Below are 15,702 nucleotides of genomic sequence, written 5' to 3' on the forward strand. Positions count from 1 at the left end.
TACGACGCCGACTTAGATTAGTCGGCTTTTTTTTGCCTGCAGGAAATCAGCGTCTACCCTAAAAGAGTCAACCTGAATGACTGGAGGAGTATATGACCTGTCTGATTGCAACTGCGCACACGGATTCGCTCCCGACTGACCCGGTTCCCATTCCCGATCCCATTCCTCGTCCGCAGCCAATGCCGGATCCGCCGCCGGATGAAGAACCTATTAAATTGTCGCATCGTGGGCGTAGATCTGCGAGGATACGCGCCTGCTGAATGTGAGTTTTTACCGCGAGATTAAATTGTGACCGCTTTTTCAACCCTGAATGTTTTACCTGCTGCTCAACTCGAGAACCTTAACGAGCTGGGTTATCTTGAAATGACGCCTGTTCAGGCTGCTGCATTACCGGCAATCCTGGCGGGTAAAGATGTTCGCGTGCAGGCTAAAACCGGCAGTGGCAAAACGGCTGCTTTTGGTCTTGGGCTATTACAGCATATTGATGCCGCGCTGTTTCAGACGCAGTCTCTGGTGCTGTGCCCAACCCGAGAGCTTGCCGACCAGGTGGCGGGTGAACTGCGTCGTTTAGCGCGCTTTCTGCCAAACACCAAGATCTTAACGCTGTGCGGTGGGCAGCCCTTTGGTGCACAGCGTGACTCTCTGCAGCATGCACCTCATATTATTGTCGCCACGCCGGGGCGTTTACTCGACCACCTGCAAAAAGGCACCGTTTCTCTGGAAGCCCTGAATACGCTGGTTATGGATGAAGCCGACCGCATGCTGGATATGGGCTTTAGCGATGCAATTGATGATGTCATTCGCTTTGCACCAGCATCTCGCCAGACCTTGCTGTTTTCTGCGACCTGGCCGGAAGCCATTGCCGCCATCAGTGGCCGGGTGCAACAAAATCCATTAACCATTGAAATTGATACGGTCGATGCGTTACCGGCGATTGAACAGCAGTTTTTCGAAACCTCCAGCCACGGAAAAATTCCGCTGCTGCAAAAATTGCTCAGCCAGCATCAGCCTGCTTCATGCGTCGTTTTTTGCAACACCAAAAAAGACTGTCAGGCCGTGTGTGACGCATTGAATGCGGCGGGGCAAAGCGCACTTTCACTGCATGGCGATCTTGAACAGCGCGATCGCGACCAGACGCTGGTGCGTTTTGCCAACGGCAGCGCACGCGTTCTGGTTGCCACCGATGTGGCCGCACGTGGCCTGGATATTAAATCACTCGAACTGGTAGTTAACTTCGAACTGGCGTGGGATCCGGAGGTTCATGTCCATCGTATCGGACGTACCGCGCGAGCCGGTAACAGCGGTCTGGCGATTAGTTTCTGTGCGCCGGAAGAAGCACAGCGTGCCAATATTCTTTCTGAAATGCTGCAATTGAAGCTGAACTGGCTGCCAGCGCCAGCTAACGTGTCAATCCTGCCGCTGGAAGCAGAGATGGCGACATTATGCATTGATGGTGGCAAAAAGGCTAAAATGCGTCCTGGTGATGTTCTGGGGGCTCTGACCGGTGATATTGGCCTGGATGGCGCCGATATCGGCAAAATTGCCGTTCATCCGGCACACGTCTATGTCGCCGTTCGCCAGAACATAGCGCACAAGGCGTGGAAACAATTGCAAAACGGTAAGATTAAAGGCAAGACTTGTCGAGTTCGTTTATTGAAATAAATACCCATTGGAGTGCCTGATGGCGCTCCGCTTATCAGGCCTACAACGGGCATATGCTCGTTGTAGGCCTGATAGGGCGTTTACATAATCGACTTACTTCACTTCCACCACGTTCAGGCGTAACTCATCCAGTTGAGCATCATCTTCTTCTGGCTGCCAACCCGCAGGCTGCAGCGGGATCTCTTCACGATCGAACGCTAAATCACCGCCGTCCACAACCTCTGAACCGTGCTTAATGCCTTTAAAATCGAACAGATTGATATCGCTCAGATGTGAAGGCACAACGTTCTGCATCGCACTGAACATGGTTTCAATCCGACCTGGATAGCGTTTGTCCCAGTCACGCAGCATGTCAGCAATGACCTGACGCTGCAGGTTAGGCTGTGAGCCGCACAGGTTGCACGGAATAATCGGGAAACCTTTCGCTTCGGAGAAGCGCTCGATATCTTTCTCACGGCAGTAAGCCAGCGGGCGGATCACGATGTGCTTACCGTCATCACTCATCAGCTTCGGCGGCATACCTTTCATTTTTCCGCCGTAGAACATGTTTAAAAACAGCGTTTGCAGGATGTCGTCGCGATGGTGGCCGAGCGCAATCTTGGTGGCACCTAACTCGGTTGCCGTACGGTACAGAATGCCGCGACGCAGGCGAGAGCAGAGCGAGCAGGTCGTTTTGCCTTCAGGGATTTTGTCTTTGACGATCCCGTAAGTGTTTTCTTCGACAATCTTGTACTCAACGCCCAGCTGTTCCAGATACTCCGGCAGAATGTGCTCTGGGAAGCCGGGTTGTTTTTGATCGAGGTTAACCGCAACCAAGGAAAAACTGATCGGGGCGCTTTGCTGCAAATTACGCAGGATCTCCAGCATGGTATAGCTGTCTTTCCCGCCGGAAAGACACACCATAATGCGATCGCCGTCTTCGATCATATTGAAGTCGGCAATGGCTTCGCCCACGTTACGACGCAGACGTTTTTGCAATTTGTTCAGGTTGTATTGTTCTTTCTTGCTAATATCTTGATTTTGCGACATTTAATAGAGGCTCAATTCATAGTGTGGCATCAGAAGAGTATGCATCACGCCGGATAGTCCGGCAAAAGAAGTCTGATATAAAAACTGTGGCGTGTATGGTACGGATAAGCGGGAAAAATGTCAGCACATTTAGGACAGGAATCGTGGGGTATAAGTGGTAGAAACAAAAAGCCCGCAGCGATGTGCGGGCCTGAAAGCTTAGCGGACTACCAGTACCGAACACTCCGCATGACGCACTACTGCTGCGGCGTTAGAGCCCAGCAGGTAGGTGGTGATGTCAGGTCGGTGTGAGGCAATAATGACCATATCAGCCGGTAATTTTTTGGCGATCTCCAGAATCTTATCTTTCGGCGCACCTTCTGCGACATGAATGTGCACTCTGTCCGTTGGGATATTGAACTTCTTGATAATCTCTTCCAGTTGAGATTTTGCTTCGGCTTTCAGATCGTCCATGGCCGGTAACTCTGCCGAGTAGGCCAGTCCCAGAGAAGCGTAATAGGGCAGTGACGGAATTACGGTCAGAAAATGGACCTGCGCATCGTCAATTTTGGCCTCTGCTTCAACATGGGCAATAACGCGTTGAGTTAATTCTGAGTCTGAAATATCGATGGGTACAAGAATCGTTCTGTTCATAAAACCTCCTGTTTAAGTATCCACCTAAAGCTTACCGCGTAATGGCACTTTATGTACAATGACAAAGATCACATTTTGGCATCACTTTATTTTGATTTCAGGAAACTTGCCTTTTATTACGCCGTCGTAAAATCGACCTTTCGAGACCACGCTCAGGAAATCACGAAAAATACGGGCAGGGACAGGCTGATATTGCAGGGTAGCCAATTGGTGAAAGCGAATTTCCAGCGTGTGAGAGGATTCGTCATAGCCGACGGATGCAATACGGGATGATTTTACAGGATGATGATTCATTGCAGGTATCCTCTACTACAGGTCTTAATGCAAGATATCATCTATCAAAGGCGTGTTTTAATACAATAGATATAATATTTCGATCTGGATAAAACAGATTGGTTATCAAAGAAAGGATAGCCCGCTGTTGCCAGCGGGCTGACGGATTAGAACTGGTAAACCAGACCTAATGCAACTACGTCATCAGTAGAGATGTTGTTACGAGTGTAGAAGCTGTCGTCTTCGTCCAGCAGGTTGATTTTGTAATCAACATAGGTGGACATGTTTTTGTTGAAGTAGTAGGTAGCGCCGATATCAGCATATTTAACCAGGTCTTTGTCACCGTCGGTAGCGTTCAGGTCTTTACCTTTAGACATCAGGAAAGACACAGCCGGACGCAGACCGAAGTCGAACTGGTACTGTGCAGTGACTTCGAAGTTCTGAGTTTTGTTCGCCACGCCGCTGTCGCCGTACGGAGTCATGTTACGGGTTTCGGAGTACATGGTTGCCAGGTAGATGTTGTTTGCATCGTATTTCAGGCCGGTAGTCCATGCGTCAGCTGTATCACCGCCGGCAACGTTGCCGCCAGCTTTACCAGCGTTAACCTGATCGTTAGTACGGTCAGAAGTCGAGTAAGCCGCACCGAAGCTTACGCCCATACCCAGATCGTAGGTAGAGGAGATACCGAAACCGTCGCCGTTAGAGTTCTGCACGTTACGATCGCTGCCGTTACCGGTACCTTCCTGCTCATCACCCGCTTGCTCGTTCGCGCCCTGATACTGCAGTGCAAAGTTCAGACCGTTCACCAGACCGAAGAAGTCAGTGTTACGGTAGGTCGCTACGCCGTTAGCACGGCCGGTCATAAAGTTATCAGCATAGGTGTAGGAGTCACCGCCGAACTCAGGCAGCATATCGGTCCAGCCTTCTACGTCGTACAGTACGCCGTAGTTACGGCCGTAGTCGAATGAGCCGTAGTCGCCGAATTTCAGACCGGCAAAGGCCAGACGAGTGAAATTATTGTTGCGGTTGCCTTCAGTGGTGTTGGCATTGACCTGATATTCCCACTGACCGTAACCGGTGAGCATATCGTTGATCTGAGTTTCGCCTTTGAAGCCGCCACGAACATAAGTCTGATCGCCATCTTTGTTGGCATCATCAGAGAAATAACGCAGGCCGTCTACTTTACCGTAGAGATCTAATTTGTTGCCGTCTTTATTATAAACTTCAGCAGCGTGAGTAGCGCCTGCAGCCAGCAGGGCAGGAATTATGAGAGCCAATACTTTTCTGTTCATTGAAATAATCCTTTAGTTTTTTTATTAACCTGTGACTACCCATGTAGGGAGTAAAAGCATGCTAAAGGAGAAGTTCCGTAAAGAGATAAATATGAATTGTTACGCCTTAAGTAAAACCTTAAACAAATAATTCTACGGAAATGGTAATAGATATCATGAATGAATTGGTTGAAATATATATAAAATAAAAATTATACAATTGAATTTTGTTGGGTTATTCTGCGCGTGTTATATGCCTTTATTGTCACGTTTTATTTTTTGTTGGTATATTGATGGTAATTATTAATTAGCCAGCGAATAAATTGACAAGCCCGAACAACTGTTCGGGCTTTTTTTTGGTTCCAGGCAAATACTGAGATAAATGTATTACTCGGCACCGCTCTTTTCTGCTTTACCTGCCAGTTGGGCCAGGAAGTCGTAGCGTTTTTGCAGATCGGCGGCGGCGTCTTTCCACAGTTGCTCAGCAACTTCTGGCTGTTGGGCATTCAGGCGGCGGAAGCGCTGCTCGTTAAGCAATGTTTCGGCCAGCGCGTCTGACGGTGGGCGAGAGTCCAGCGCCAGCGGCAATTTACCTTCATCTGCACGACGCGGATCAAAGCGGTACAGCGGCCAGAATCCGGTCGCCGTCAGCTGGCGCATCTGATCGTGGCTTAGCGCGAGATCGTAACCGTGCTCCTCACATGGGCTATAGGCGATAATCAGCGACGGACCAGGATAGGCTTCCGCTTCCTGAATCGCTTTCACCGTCTGGTTCAACTGTGCGCCCAGAGAGATCTGCGCGACATAAACATGCCCGTACATCATCATACTGACGCCAAGATCTTTACGCGCCTTGCGCTTGCCGTGTTCGCCAAATTTGGTGACAGCCCCGAGCGGCGTGGCTTTCGACGCTTGCCCACCCGTGTTGGAGTAACATTGAGTATCCAGCACCAGAATATTGACGTTCTCGGTCAGACTCAGGACGTGATCCAGACCGCCAAAACCAATATCGTAAGCCCAGCCATCGCCGCCAATCAGCCAGATGGATTTCTCGACCAGCGCGTCGGCATCGGTTAACAGCTGCTGTGCGCCATCGACATCTTTCAGGTGCTGGCGCAGCGCGGCAACTTGCTCACGGCGAACCTCTGGCGTCGCTTCAGCGTGCAGGGCGTCATTCAGTTCAGCCGGAATGTTGTCGGCAAACTGTTCCAATAAACGCATAACGCGCACACGGTGCTGATCTACCGTCAGACGGAAGCCCAGCCCGAACTCGGCGTTATCCTCAAACAGTGAGTTTGCCCACGCGGGCCCACGACCGTTAGCGTCGGTGGTATACGGTGTTGAGGGCAGGTTACCGCCATAAATTGATGAACAGCCGGTCGCATTGGCGATCAGCATGCGGTCGCCGTACAGTTGCGTAAGCAGCTTGATATACGGCGTTTCACCACAGCCCGAGCAGGCGCCGGAATATTCAAACAGCGGCGTTATCAACTGCGAGGTACGAATATCAATGCGTTCCAGTTTAGTACGGTCTATTTCCGGCAGATTGAGGAAGAAGTCATAGTTAACTTTTTCTTCTTCAACATGCTCAAGGCGCGACATCATATTGATGGCCTTGATCTCCGGGTTCTGCCTGTCTTTCGCCGGACACACTTCGACGCACAGATTACAACCGGTGCAATCCTCAGGCGCAACCTGCAGGACATATTTCTGACCGCGCATATCGCGTGATTTCACATCCAGAGAATGCAGGCTGGCAGGGGCGTTTTCCATCGCTTCTGGTGAAACCACTTTGGCGCGGATTGCCGAGTGCGGGCAAGCGGCAACGCAGTGGTTACACTGGGTACACAGCTCTTCCTTCCAGATGGGGATCTCTTCGGCGATATTGCGTTTTTCCCAACGCGTGGTGCCCATTGGCCAGGTGCCGTCTGGCGGCAGCGCGGATACGGGAAGAGCATCACCCAGACCGGCGAGCATTGCCGCGGTAACGGTTTTCACGAAATCCGGCGCGGCATCAGAAACCACCGGTGGGCGGTTAGCGCTGTGCGGGTCAACTGGCTGGAGTGCCACTTCGGCGACGGATTCACGCGCCAGAGCCAACGCCTGCCAGTTACGTTCAACCAGATCCTGACCTTTACTGCTATAGCTTTTCGCAATCGCTCCCTGCAATTCAACCAACGCGCTGTCGCCGGGTAAGATTTGCGTCAAATGGAAGAATGCCATTTGCATAACGGTGTTAATACGCGCTGCCAGACCGCATTCGCGAGCGATTTTAGCCGCATTAATCACGTAGAAACGGGCCTTCTTCTGATTCAGTACTGCCTGAACTTCCTGCGGCAAACGCGCCCAGACTTCATCCACGTTGTAAGGCGTATTAAGCAGGAAGATCCCGCCTGGTTTCAGGCGCTCGGCCATCTGATACTTATCGATAAATTGCAGTTGGTGACAGCCAACAAAATCGGCTTGTGAAACCAGATACGCTGATCGAATAGGCTGCTCGCTGACGCGCAGATGAGAAACCGTCAGACCGCCTGCTTTTTTCGAGTCATACACGAAATAACCCTGCGCATACCACGGCGTCGAGTTACCGATAATCTTGATATTATTTTTGGTGGCCGACACGCTGCCGTCACTGCCCAGACCGTAGAACAGCGCTTCGAGCTTCGCGGTACCGGGCAGGGTGTTTTCCGGTAGCGGTAGTGACAGGTTGGTGACATCATCATAGATACCAACCGTAAAGCGAGGTTTCGGCTTCGCGCTACTCAGCTCAGTAAAGACCGCCATGACGCAGTCCGGGCCAAACTCTTTGGAAGAAAGGCCATAACGCCCGCCAATTACGCGCGGTAGGGTTTCCCGCTCGCCGCAGTTAAAGGCTTCCGCCAGCGCGGTCATTACATCCAGATATAGCGGTTCTGCCTGGGCACCCGGCTCTTTAGTGCGATCCAGAACGGCGATGCTGCGTACGGTTTCCGGCAGGGCGCGCAGTAAATGTTTGGCAGAGAATGGGCGGAACAGCCGAACTTTCAGGACGCCAACTTTCTCTCCACGAGCAAGTAACTCTTCGACGACTTCTTCGCAGGTACCAATTGCAGAACCCATCAAGATAATGACACGTTCCGCCTGTGGATGACCGTAATACTCAAAGGGTTGATACTGGCGGCCCGTCGCCGCGGCGAAGTCGTTCATCGCCTGTTCGACGTTTTCGTAAACCGCGTTGTACCAGGGGTTTGTCGCTTCACGCGACTGGAAGTAGGTATCCGGGTTCGCAGATGTCCCGCGAATAACGGGATGTTCAGGGTTCAGCGCGCGGGCACGATGCGCATCAATTTCAGCTTGCGGCATCAGGCTGAGGATCGTGTCATCGGCCAGCGGCACAATTTTATTGATTTCATGCGATGTGCGGAAACCATCAAAGAAATGAATAAACGGAACACGACTTTTCAGAGTGGCCATTTGTGAAATGAGCGCAAAGTCCTGTGCTTCCTGCACGCTGCTGGCACACAGCATCGCGCACCCTGTCTGGCGCACTGCCATTACGTCGGAATGGTCGCCGAAGATAGACAGCGCATGAGTAGCAATGGTACGCGCGGCAACGTGCAGCACAAATGGCGTCAACTGACCGGCCAGTTTGTACAGCGTTGGGATCATCAGCAACAGGCCCTGCGATGAGGTAAACGACGTCGAGAGCGCACCGGTCTGCAATGCACCGTGAACGGTCGCGATTGCGCCGCCTTCTGACTGCATTTCTACGACGCGAGGGGTATCTCCCCAGACGTTTTTAAGCCCGTTTCCGGCCCAGGCATCTGCCTGTTCAGCCATCGTCGAACTGGGCGTAATCGGGTAGATGGCGATAACTTCGCTGGTACGAAATGCGACTGAAGCAACCGCACCATTACCGTCAATTGTGATCATACTGACACCCTTACATTGCGCAAAAAGAGGGACCCGCGTAACCGCGGCGAATCCTGTAGTTATCTTTCTATTTTAGCAAAAGCGCTAAAGACAGATTTTCGCTTTTGTGTCCTGGGAATAATCAGAATGAATGGTTTGATCAAAGGAGTAGCCAAAAAATTGCCAGAAAATGTAAACAGCACGCATAAATGCGCATTTTGCCTCTCGACGGCAATGTTTCCGCTGCCTATTATTTATGGCTGTGTCGTTTGGTTAATATTCAGAGGGGAGTAAGATGCGCGCAGCGTTTTGGGTAGGGTGTGCCGCGTTATTATTATCGGCGTGCAGCAGTGAACCTGTTCAGCAGGCAACCGCCGCTCATGTCGCACCGGGGATGAAGGCCGCAATGTCCAGTTCTGGAGAGGCAAATTGCGCCATGATTGGAGGTTCGCTCTCCGTGGCACGCCAACTGGATGGTTCTGCCATCGGCATGTGTGCATTACCTAACGGCAAACGCTGTAGTGAGCAGTCGCTTGCCGCCGGAAGCTGTGGGAATTATTGAGCCACTGTTTTTACTACATTAAATCTGCCAGTTTAAACGTCAACGTTTGTTCTGCCGTAGCCAGTGTTAACTGGTCAGCAGTCAGATCAACCTGTGCGCCTTGCTTAAACATCTCGCTGACGATGCCGTCGAGCGCGTTAAGCTGTGGATCGGCGCACATCATGCGCGTCATTGCCATGTCTTTCACTTTTAATTCACCGTCGGACAGCTTGCCCTGACCATGGAACTGATTACACATTTTTCCCGACACTGTCATATTTTCACCGAAACTTAATTCAGGTGGGTTATTGGCGACGGTTACCGGTTTGCCATTGACGCTCTGCAAAACGAAGCGGTGATGCTGCAACTGTTCGCGATTGACGGACACTTTTCCATTGCTCACACAGCCAGCCATCAGCATGCTGAGCGCAATCAACGTGACAACTTTCTTCATTCTATTTCTCTGGGTTTGTGACGGGAATACATTCAATATAATAATGATACTGAGTGTTTTATCATCGGTGATTGTCTGAAAATGCTCCCCTGAATCCAGGGGAGCACGGAAATCAGAAGAGGGCGTTTGGACAGGTTTCGCCTTTGGAGATTTGTGCCAGATTCTGTAGCGTAGTCTCAGAAATGCTGGTTAACGCTTCGGCGGTCAGGAACGCCTGATGCCCGGTAAACAGCACGTTATGACAGGCCGACAGGCGACGGAACACATCATCCTGAATCACGTCATTGGATTTATCTTCAAAGAACAGATCGCGTTCGTTTTCATACACGTCCATACCCAGAGAACCAATTTTCTGGTTTTTCAGCGCATCGATAGCGGCTTGCGAATCGATCAACGCCCCACGACTGGTGTTAATAACCATCACGCCGTTTTTCATTTGCTCAAAGGCTTCGTGATTGAGCAGATGATAATTCTCCGGTGTTAACGGGCAGTGCAGAGAGATGACATCGGACTCGGCAAATAGCGTTTTAAGATCGACATATTCAACACCTAACTCCAGCGCAGCAGCGCTTGGGTAGGGATCAAACGCCAGCAGGCGCATACCAAAACCTTTCAGGATCCGCAGGGCCGCAATACCGATTTTACCAGTACCGATCACCCCAGCTGTTTTGCCATACATGGTAAAGCCGGTCAGCCCTTCAAGAGAGAAGTTGGCATCACGGGTACGCTGATAAGCGCGGTGAATGCGGCGATTCAGCGTCATCATCATGCCAATCGCATGCTCAGCGACGGCTTCCGGTGAATAGGCTGGCACACGTACGACCTGCATACCCAGCTCTTTTGCAGCGTCGAGATCGACGTTGTTGAACCCGGCGCAACGTAGCGCGATATATTTCACGCCATGCTTTTTCAGCTCTTCCAGAACAGGGCGGCTACCATCGTCGTTAACGAAAATGCACACGGCTTCACAGCCATGGGCGGTTTTCGCTGTCTTTTCCGTCAGCAGAAAGTCAAAGAATTCAAGTTCAAAACCAAAAGCCTCGTTAACCTGCTGCAGATACTTCTTGTCGTACTGTTTTGTACTATAGATGGCGAGTTTCATAAGACTTTCTCCAGTGATTTTGACGTCACATTAATCCAATTCAAATTATTTTACAAAATATAAAAAGTTATTGATAGTCATGGACGTAATGAATAATTCCAACGTATATCTGGTTAGTGTGGGCAGATTACGCGTTTTCAACAACTGGATAATTTTCATCCAGCTCATGCCGGTAAAGACAACGTGGTTAAAAAGCCAGCCGAATCACATCCTGACAGCTACGCTTATACAGGTAGCAAATATCGGGAGGAGTCATGTTAACTCACTCTGAAGCAAAACGATGGGCCACCTTAATGCTGAAGGCGGCATTATGCGATGGTATGAAACCTGATGAGATTTCCCGGCAGGTACATCTGGTCTGCGATCATCATGGTAGGGAGTGCCTCGAAGAACTCATTGAAGAAATTCTGATAGAAGCAGGTCGTATAGGACCTAAACATAGCGATGGACAACTGAGGCCCCATTGAGTCTGAATCTTAATATCCCCGACGGCACGTGTAACAGCGTGCCTATAAAACGGTTATCTATCCTTAATGTGGGCATATCCAGTTAAACATGCCACAATACGGGCCTAAACCGGCTTAAATTTTTGCTAAATCAGGATATTAACTACCCATGAAGGGTAAATATAAAGCCGTTCTGGCACTCCTCTTATTATTGATTCTCGTGCCGCTGACGCTAGTGATGACGCTTGGCCTGTGGGTGCCTACGTTGGTGGGTATCTGGTTACCCGTTGGAACACGCATCGCGCTGGACGAGAGCCCGCGGCTGACACGGCATGGGTTACATATACCTGAACTCCGCTATCTGGTTGAAGATTGTCCGCTAGCGCGTATTACTCAGGCGGATCTGTCTCACCCCAGTCGCTGGTTGCTGAATGTCGGGACCATCGAGCTGGACTCAGCTTGCCTGGCCAAATTGCCACAGACAGAGCCGTCGCCAGTAGCGCCCAAAACGCTGGCTGAATGGCAGTCAATGCTGCCTAATACCTGGATTAACATCGACAAACTTATTCTCTCTCCATGGCAGGAATGGCAGGGAAAACTGTCACTCTCGCTCACTCCCTCCACTCAACAGCTGCGTTACCAGGGGGAAAAAGTTAAATTCCAGGGGCGTTTGCACGGGCAAAACCTCACAGTAACTGAGCTGGATGTTGCGGCATTTGAAGGCCAGCCGCCGGTAAGACTGGTCGGTGAATTTACTATGCCACTGGTGCCCGATGGACTGCCGGTAAGCGGTCATGCGGTTGCGACGTTAAGTTTGCCGCAAGAACCTACGCTTGTGGACGCCGAACTGGAGTGGCAACAAAACAGCGGACAACTGATCGTCATGGCGCGGGATAATGCCGATCCGCTGCTTGACCTTCCGTGGGAAATAACACGCCAGCAACTGACCATCAGCGACGGACGCTGGAACTGGCCTTATCAGGGATTCCCGTTAAGTGGCCGGCTGGGCATGAAAGTTGAAAACTGGCAGGGAGGACTGGAAAACGCGGTGGTGAGTGGGCGTCTGAACGTTCTGACGCATGGCGACGCCGGTAAAGGAAATGCCGTATTAACGCTGGGGCCGGGTAAGCTTTGCATGGATAGTAGCGAGATGCCGCTACAGTTGACCGGTGAAGCGAAACAGGGCGATCTGATCTTCTACGCGAAATTACCCGCGAGACTCACCGGAAGTCTGAACGATCCGCAATTGGCTTTCGAGCCAGGGGCGCTGCTGCGCTCACGTGGGCGGGTGATTGATTCGCTGGATATTGACGAGATTCGCTGGCCGCTGGCAGGGGTAAAAGTCACGCAACGCGGTGTCGATGGGCGTCTGCAGGCTATTTTACGTGCGCATGAAAACCAGATGGGGGGCTTTGAACTGCATCTGGATGGCCTGGCAAATGATTTTCTTCCTGATGCTGGTCGTTGGCAGTGGCGATATTGGGGTGAAGGCAGCTTTACGCCGATGCATGCCCGTTGGGACGTAGCGGGTAAGGGGGAATGGCATGACAATACCCTGAAGCTATTTGATCTTTCCACCGGATTTGATCATCTGCAATACGGCACGATGAAGGTGGAAAACCCACGCCTGGTGATGGACGAACCGATAGTCTGGGTGCGGGATGCAACCAAACCGACATTTAGCGGCGCGCTATCGCTGGACGCAGGGAACACCACCTTCACCGGGGGAAGCGTGTTACCACCATCGACGCTGAAGTTCAGCGTCGATGGTAGCGATCCGACAATCTTCCAGTTCAAAGGCCAGCTTCACGCTGGGGCGATTGGGCCCGTACAGCTGAATGGTCGTTGGGACGGTATCCGCCTGCGCGGACAGGCCTGGTGGCCAAAACAATCGCTCACCGTATTCCAACCTCTGATCCCACCTGACTGGAAAATGAAGCTACGAGAAGGTGAGCTGTATGCGCAGGTCGCGTTTTCGGCAGCCCCGGAGCAGGGCTTTGAAGCGGGCGGTCATGGAGTGTTAAAAGGCGGTAGCGCCTGGATGCCCGATAACCAAATCAACGGTGTCGATTTTGTATTGCCTTTCCGGTTTAGTGAAGGTGCATGGCAACTGGGTACGCGTGGACCTATTTCACTGCGTATTGCGGAAGTGGTGAATCAGGTGACGGTGAAAAATATCGCCGCCGATCTGCAGGGGGCGTACCCCTGGAGTGAAAACAACCCGTTACTGTTGAGCGATGTCAGCGCTGATCTGCTGGGGGGTAAAATCATCATGCAGCAACTGCGGATGCCGCAGCACGATCCGGCCTTATTGCGAGTGCAGAATATCTCTTCCAGCGAGCTTATCAGTGCGGTTAACCCCAAACAGTTCGCCATGTCTGGCCCGGTCAGTGGCGCGTTGCCATTATGGCTGGATAACGAAAAATGGATCATCAAAGACGGCTGGTTGACTAATCCGGGGCCGATGACGTTGCGTATTGATAAGGACACCGCGGATGCGGTCGTCAAAGATAACATGGCGGCGGGGGCGGCCATTAACTGGCTGCGTTATATGGAAATAAGCCATTCGTGGACGAAAATAAATCTGGATAACCTCGGTGTCTTAACCATGCAGTCAACCGTGACTGGCAATAGTCGGGTGGATGGCAAAGTAGGTACAGTTAATTTGAATTATACCCACGAAGAAAACGTCTTTACGCTATGGCGCAGCTTGCGTTTTGGCGACAATTTACAGGCATGGCTTGAACAAAATGCAGCGCTGCCGGAAACCCATTGCCCGGAAGGCAAGGAATGTGAGGAACAACAATGAAAACGATAGCTGCCATGCTGGGTCTGCTGGCTTCATCTCTGCTGGTAGGGTGCACTCCCAGAATCGAAGTGGCTGCGCCAAAAGAGCCCATCACTATTAATATGAACGTCAAAATCGAGCATGAGATCCATATCAAAGTTGATAAAGACGTCGAAAGCTTATTGAAATCGCGCAGCGATTTGTTCTGAGGTCATGATGAGAAAACAGTTTGCAGTGGCGCTGGTCGTCCTGAGTTTACTCAGTAGCAATGCGTGGGCATTGACCCTGAATGAAGCCAGAACTCAGGGTCGAGTAGGAGAAACGCTCAATGGCTATCTGGTTGCATTGCAAACCGATGCCGAAACGCAGGCACTGGTGAGTGAGATTAATAAAGCGCGTAACGCCAGCTATCAGCAACTGGCAGAGAGCAATAATATTCCGCCAGATGAAGTAGCAAAAATGGCCGGGCAAAAGCTGGTTGCTCGCGCTAAACCGGGTGAATACGTCCAGGGTATAAATGGTAAGTGGTTGCGGAAAGAATAAATCTCTTTGTACACAACCCCTGGTCACGACGCTGACTTACTCATCGACATCGCAATAGTTGCCACACGGCATAAAATGGATGCTGATATAGTCCAACACCGGTCGCGTTGTGGGGTGAAATCATGTGGCTTCTCAAGTGGTATGTCTGGAATCGTTGGGTATTCAAACTGTTAAGCCGGGATGTCGCGGAGCCTGAACAATTTTTGCTTCATTGCTGGGAAGAGAATCTGGCGAAATGCAGGGATTATGCAACCATCTGGCGTGATATTAATCGCATTCACGGCAAACAGATACGGGTACAGGTAAAGAAGTAAGTGCCGGCCGGAGAAACCCTCTCACCGGACGGTGAGAGGGGAAATTATCAGGCAGCGACTACGCTGTCGATAGCGGCTTTCGCGTCGGATTGTGCTTTAGACGCCACTTCCGGGCCGTAAGCAATACCTTCAGCAAAGACGACATTCACGTCGGTGATGCCGATAAAGCCCAGGAATACGTTCAGGTACGGCGTGATCAGGTCGGTTGGTGTATCTTTATGGATACCACCACGGCTGGTCAGCACCACAGCGCGTTTACCCGTCACCAGACCTTCCGGGCCTTTCTCGGTATAACGGAAAGTCACACCAGCGCGGGCAATCAGGTCAAAGTAGTTTTTCAACTGCGTTGGGATGTTGAAGTTGTACATCGGCGCGGCGATAACAATCACATCATGCGCTTTCAGCTCAGCAATCAGCTCATCGGACAGCGCCAGCGCTTCCTGCTGACGCGGCGTCAGCGGTGTATCGCTCGGGCGCATCGCACCCACCAGTTCGCCATCCAGTACCGGTACAGGGTTTGCAGCCAGGTCACGGACAGTGATTTCATCAGCAGAGTGCTTTTCACGCCACTGTTCAACAAAATAATCAGACAACTGACCAGACTGAGAGTACCCTGCCAGAATACTGGATTTAAGAACTAATACCTTGCTCATGGGTGTTTCCTTTTATGTGTTTGAAGGGGGAGAGCCCCGTTGCTTGTTGACACTTTATTCACAATCCTGTCGCAGTGATAGCGCAATATATCGAATCCTATG

General features: G+C 51.2%; 15 protein-coding genes. 7 read left to right on the forward strand and 8 right to left on the reverse strand.

Features of this window, described 5'->3' with window-relative positions:
* Positions 1-92: 92 nt before the first annotated feature.
* Together ynaL and dbpA are read left to right on the forward strand one after the other, a co-directional pair.
* Positions 93-260 (forward strand): proline-rich small protein YnaL, encoded by a 168-nt coding sequence (gene ynaL, locus OGV71_RS17020; protein WP_085951593.1) that lies wholly within the window; start codon positions 93-95, stop codon positions 258-260.
* 28 nt (positions 261-288) lie between these two features.
* A complete protein-coding gene (gene dbpA / locus OGV71_RS17025; RefSeq protein ID WP_003843930.1) occupies positions 289-1,662 on the forward strand; it encodes an ATP-dependent RNA helicase DbpA in 1,374 nt (457 codons plus the stop codon).
* 93 nt (positions 1,663-1,755) lie between these two features.
* Here dbpA and ttcA read toward each other — a convergent pair whose 3' ends face one another.
* The 5 genes from ttcA to nifJ all read right to left on the reverse strand — a co-directional run bounded on the left by ttcA (position 1,756) and on the right by nifJ (position 8,780).
* Positions 1,756-2,691 carry a tRNA 2-thiocytidine(32) synthetase TtcA gene (ttcA, locus tag OGV71_RS17030; protein ID WP_003833209.1) on the reverse strand — a complete coding sequence of 312 codons (936 nt, stop codon included), beginning with the start codon at positions 2,689-2,691 and terminating at the stop codon, positions 1,756-1,758.
* Between the two features lie 198 nt (positions 2,692-2,889).
* Positions 2,890-3,324 carry a universal stress protein UspF gene (gene uspF / locus OGV71_RS17035; RefSeq protein ID WP_003020369.1) on the reverse strand — a complete coding sequence of 145 codons (435 nt, stop codon included), beginning with the start codon at positions 3,322-3,324 and terminating at the stop codon, positions 2,890-2,892.
* A gap of 81 nt (positions 3,325-3,405) precedes the next feature.
* Positions 3,406-3,618: a KTSC domain-containing protein gene (locus OGV71_RS17040; RefSeq protein ID WP_003020366.1), complete on the reverse strand. Its 213-nt coding sequence runs from the start codon at positions 3,616-3,618 to the stop codon at positions 3,406-3,408.
* 146 nt (positions 3,619-3,764) lie between these two features.
* Positions 3,765-4,889 carry a porin OmpC gene (gene ompC, locus OGV71_RS17045; RefSeq protein WP_032949379.1) on the reverse strand — a complete coding sequence of 375 codons (1,125 nt, stop codon included), beginning with the start codon at positions 4,887-4,889 and terminating at the stop codon, positions 3,765-3,767.
* Positions 4,890-5,255: 366 nt separating this feature from the next.
* Positions 5,256-8,780, reverse strand: a complete 3,525-nt coding sequence (gene nifJ, locus OGV71_RS17050) for a pyruvate:ferredoxin (flavodoxin) oxidoreductase (protein ID WP_286533695.1) — start codon at positions 8,778-8,780, stop codon at positions 5,256-5,258.
* A gap of 274 nt (positions 8,781-9,054) precedes the next feature.
* Between nifJ and OGV71_RS17055 the strand changes: the two genes are divergently transcribed.
* Complete coding sequence (locus tag OGV71_RS17055; protein ID WP_003020360.1) at positions 9,055-9,321, forward strand: putative hemolysin; 267 nt, start codon at positions 9,055-9,057, stop codon at positions 9,319-9,321.
* Between the two features lie 13 nt (positions 9,322-9,334).
* On the opposite strand, the gene hslJ is transcribed toward OGV71_RS17055, so the two are convergent.
* Positions 9,335-9,754: a heat shock protein HslJ gene (gene hslJ, locus OGV71_RS17060; protein WP_003840829.1), complete on the reverse strand. Its 420-nt coding sequence runs from the start codon at positions 9,752-9,754 to the stop codon at positions 9,335-9,337.
* 112 nt (positions 9,755-9,866) lie between these two features.
* Positions 9,867-10,856 carry a 2-hydroxyacid dehydrogenase gene (locus tag OGV71_RS17065; protein ID WP_003020354.1) on the reverse strand — a complete coding sequence of 330 codons (990 nt, stop codon included), beginning with the start codon at positions 10,854-10,856 and terminating at the stop codon, positions 9,867-9,869.
* Between the two features lie 615 nt (positions 10,857-11,471).
* Here OGV71_RS17065 and OGV71_RS17070 point away from each other — a divergent pair.
* From OGV71_RS17070 to OGV71_RS17085, 4 genes are all read left to right on the forward strand, one after another.
* Positions 11,472-14,111, forward strand: a complete 2,640-nt coding sequence (locus tag OGV71_RS17070; RefSeq protein ID WP_286533698.1) for a YdbH family protein — start codon at positions 11,472-11,474, stop codon at positions 14,109-14,111.
* Positions 14,108-14,299 (forward strand): YnbE family lipoprotein, encoded by a 192-nt coding sequence (locus OGV71_RS17075; RefSeq protein ID WP_003020350.1) that lies wholly within the window; start codon positions 14,108-14,110, stop codon positions 14,297-14,299. The genes OGV71_RS17070 and OGV71_RS17075 overlap by 4 nt, the downstream gene beginning before the upstream one ends.
* Positions 14,300-14,306: 7 nt before the next feature.
* Positions 14,307-14,633, forward strand: a complete 327-nt coding sequence (locus tag OGV71_RS17080; RefSeq protein ID WP_003020347.1) for a YdbL family probable chaperone protein — start codon at positions 14,307-14,309, stop codon at positions 14,631-14,633.
* Between the two features lie 122 nt (positions 14,634-14,755).
* Positions 14,756-14,947, forward strand: a complete 192-nt coding sequence (locus OGV71_RS17085) for a hypothetical protein (protein ID WP_003020344.1) — start codon at positions 14,756-14,758, stop codon at positions 14,945-14,947.
* Between the two features lie 47 nt (positions 14,948-14,994).
* On the opposite strand, the gene azoR is transcribed toward OGV71_RS17085, so the two are convergent.
* Complete coding sequence (gene azoR, locus OGV71_RS17090) at positions 14,995-15,600, reverse strand: FMN-dependent NADH-azoreductase (RefSeq protein WP_003020341.1); 606 nt, start codon at positions 15,598-15,600, stop codon at positions 14,995-14,997.
* Positions 15,601-15,702 lie beyond the last annotated feature (102 nt).

Origin of the sequence: Citrobacter sp. Cf088, from assembly GCF_030334295.1 — a bacterium.
In the GTDB taxonomy this organism is placed as follows: Bacteria; Pseudomonadota; Gammaproteobacteria; order Enterobacterales; family Enterobacteriaceae; genus Citrobacter; species Citrobacter freundii.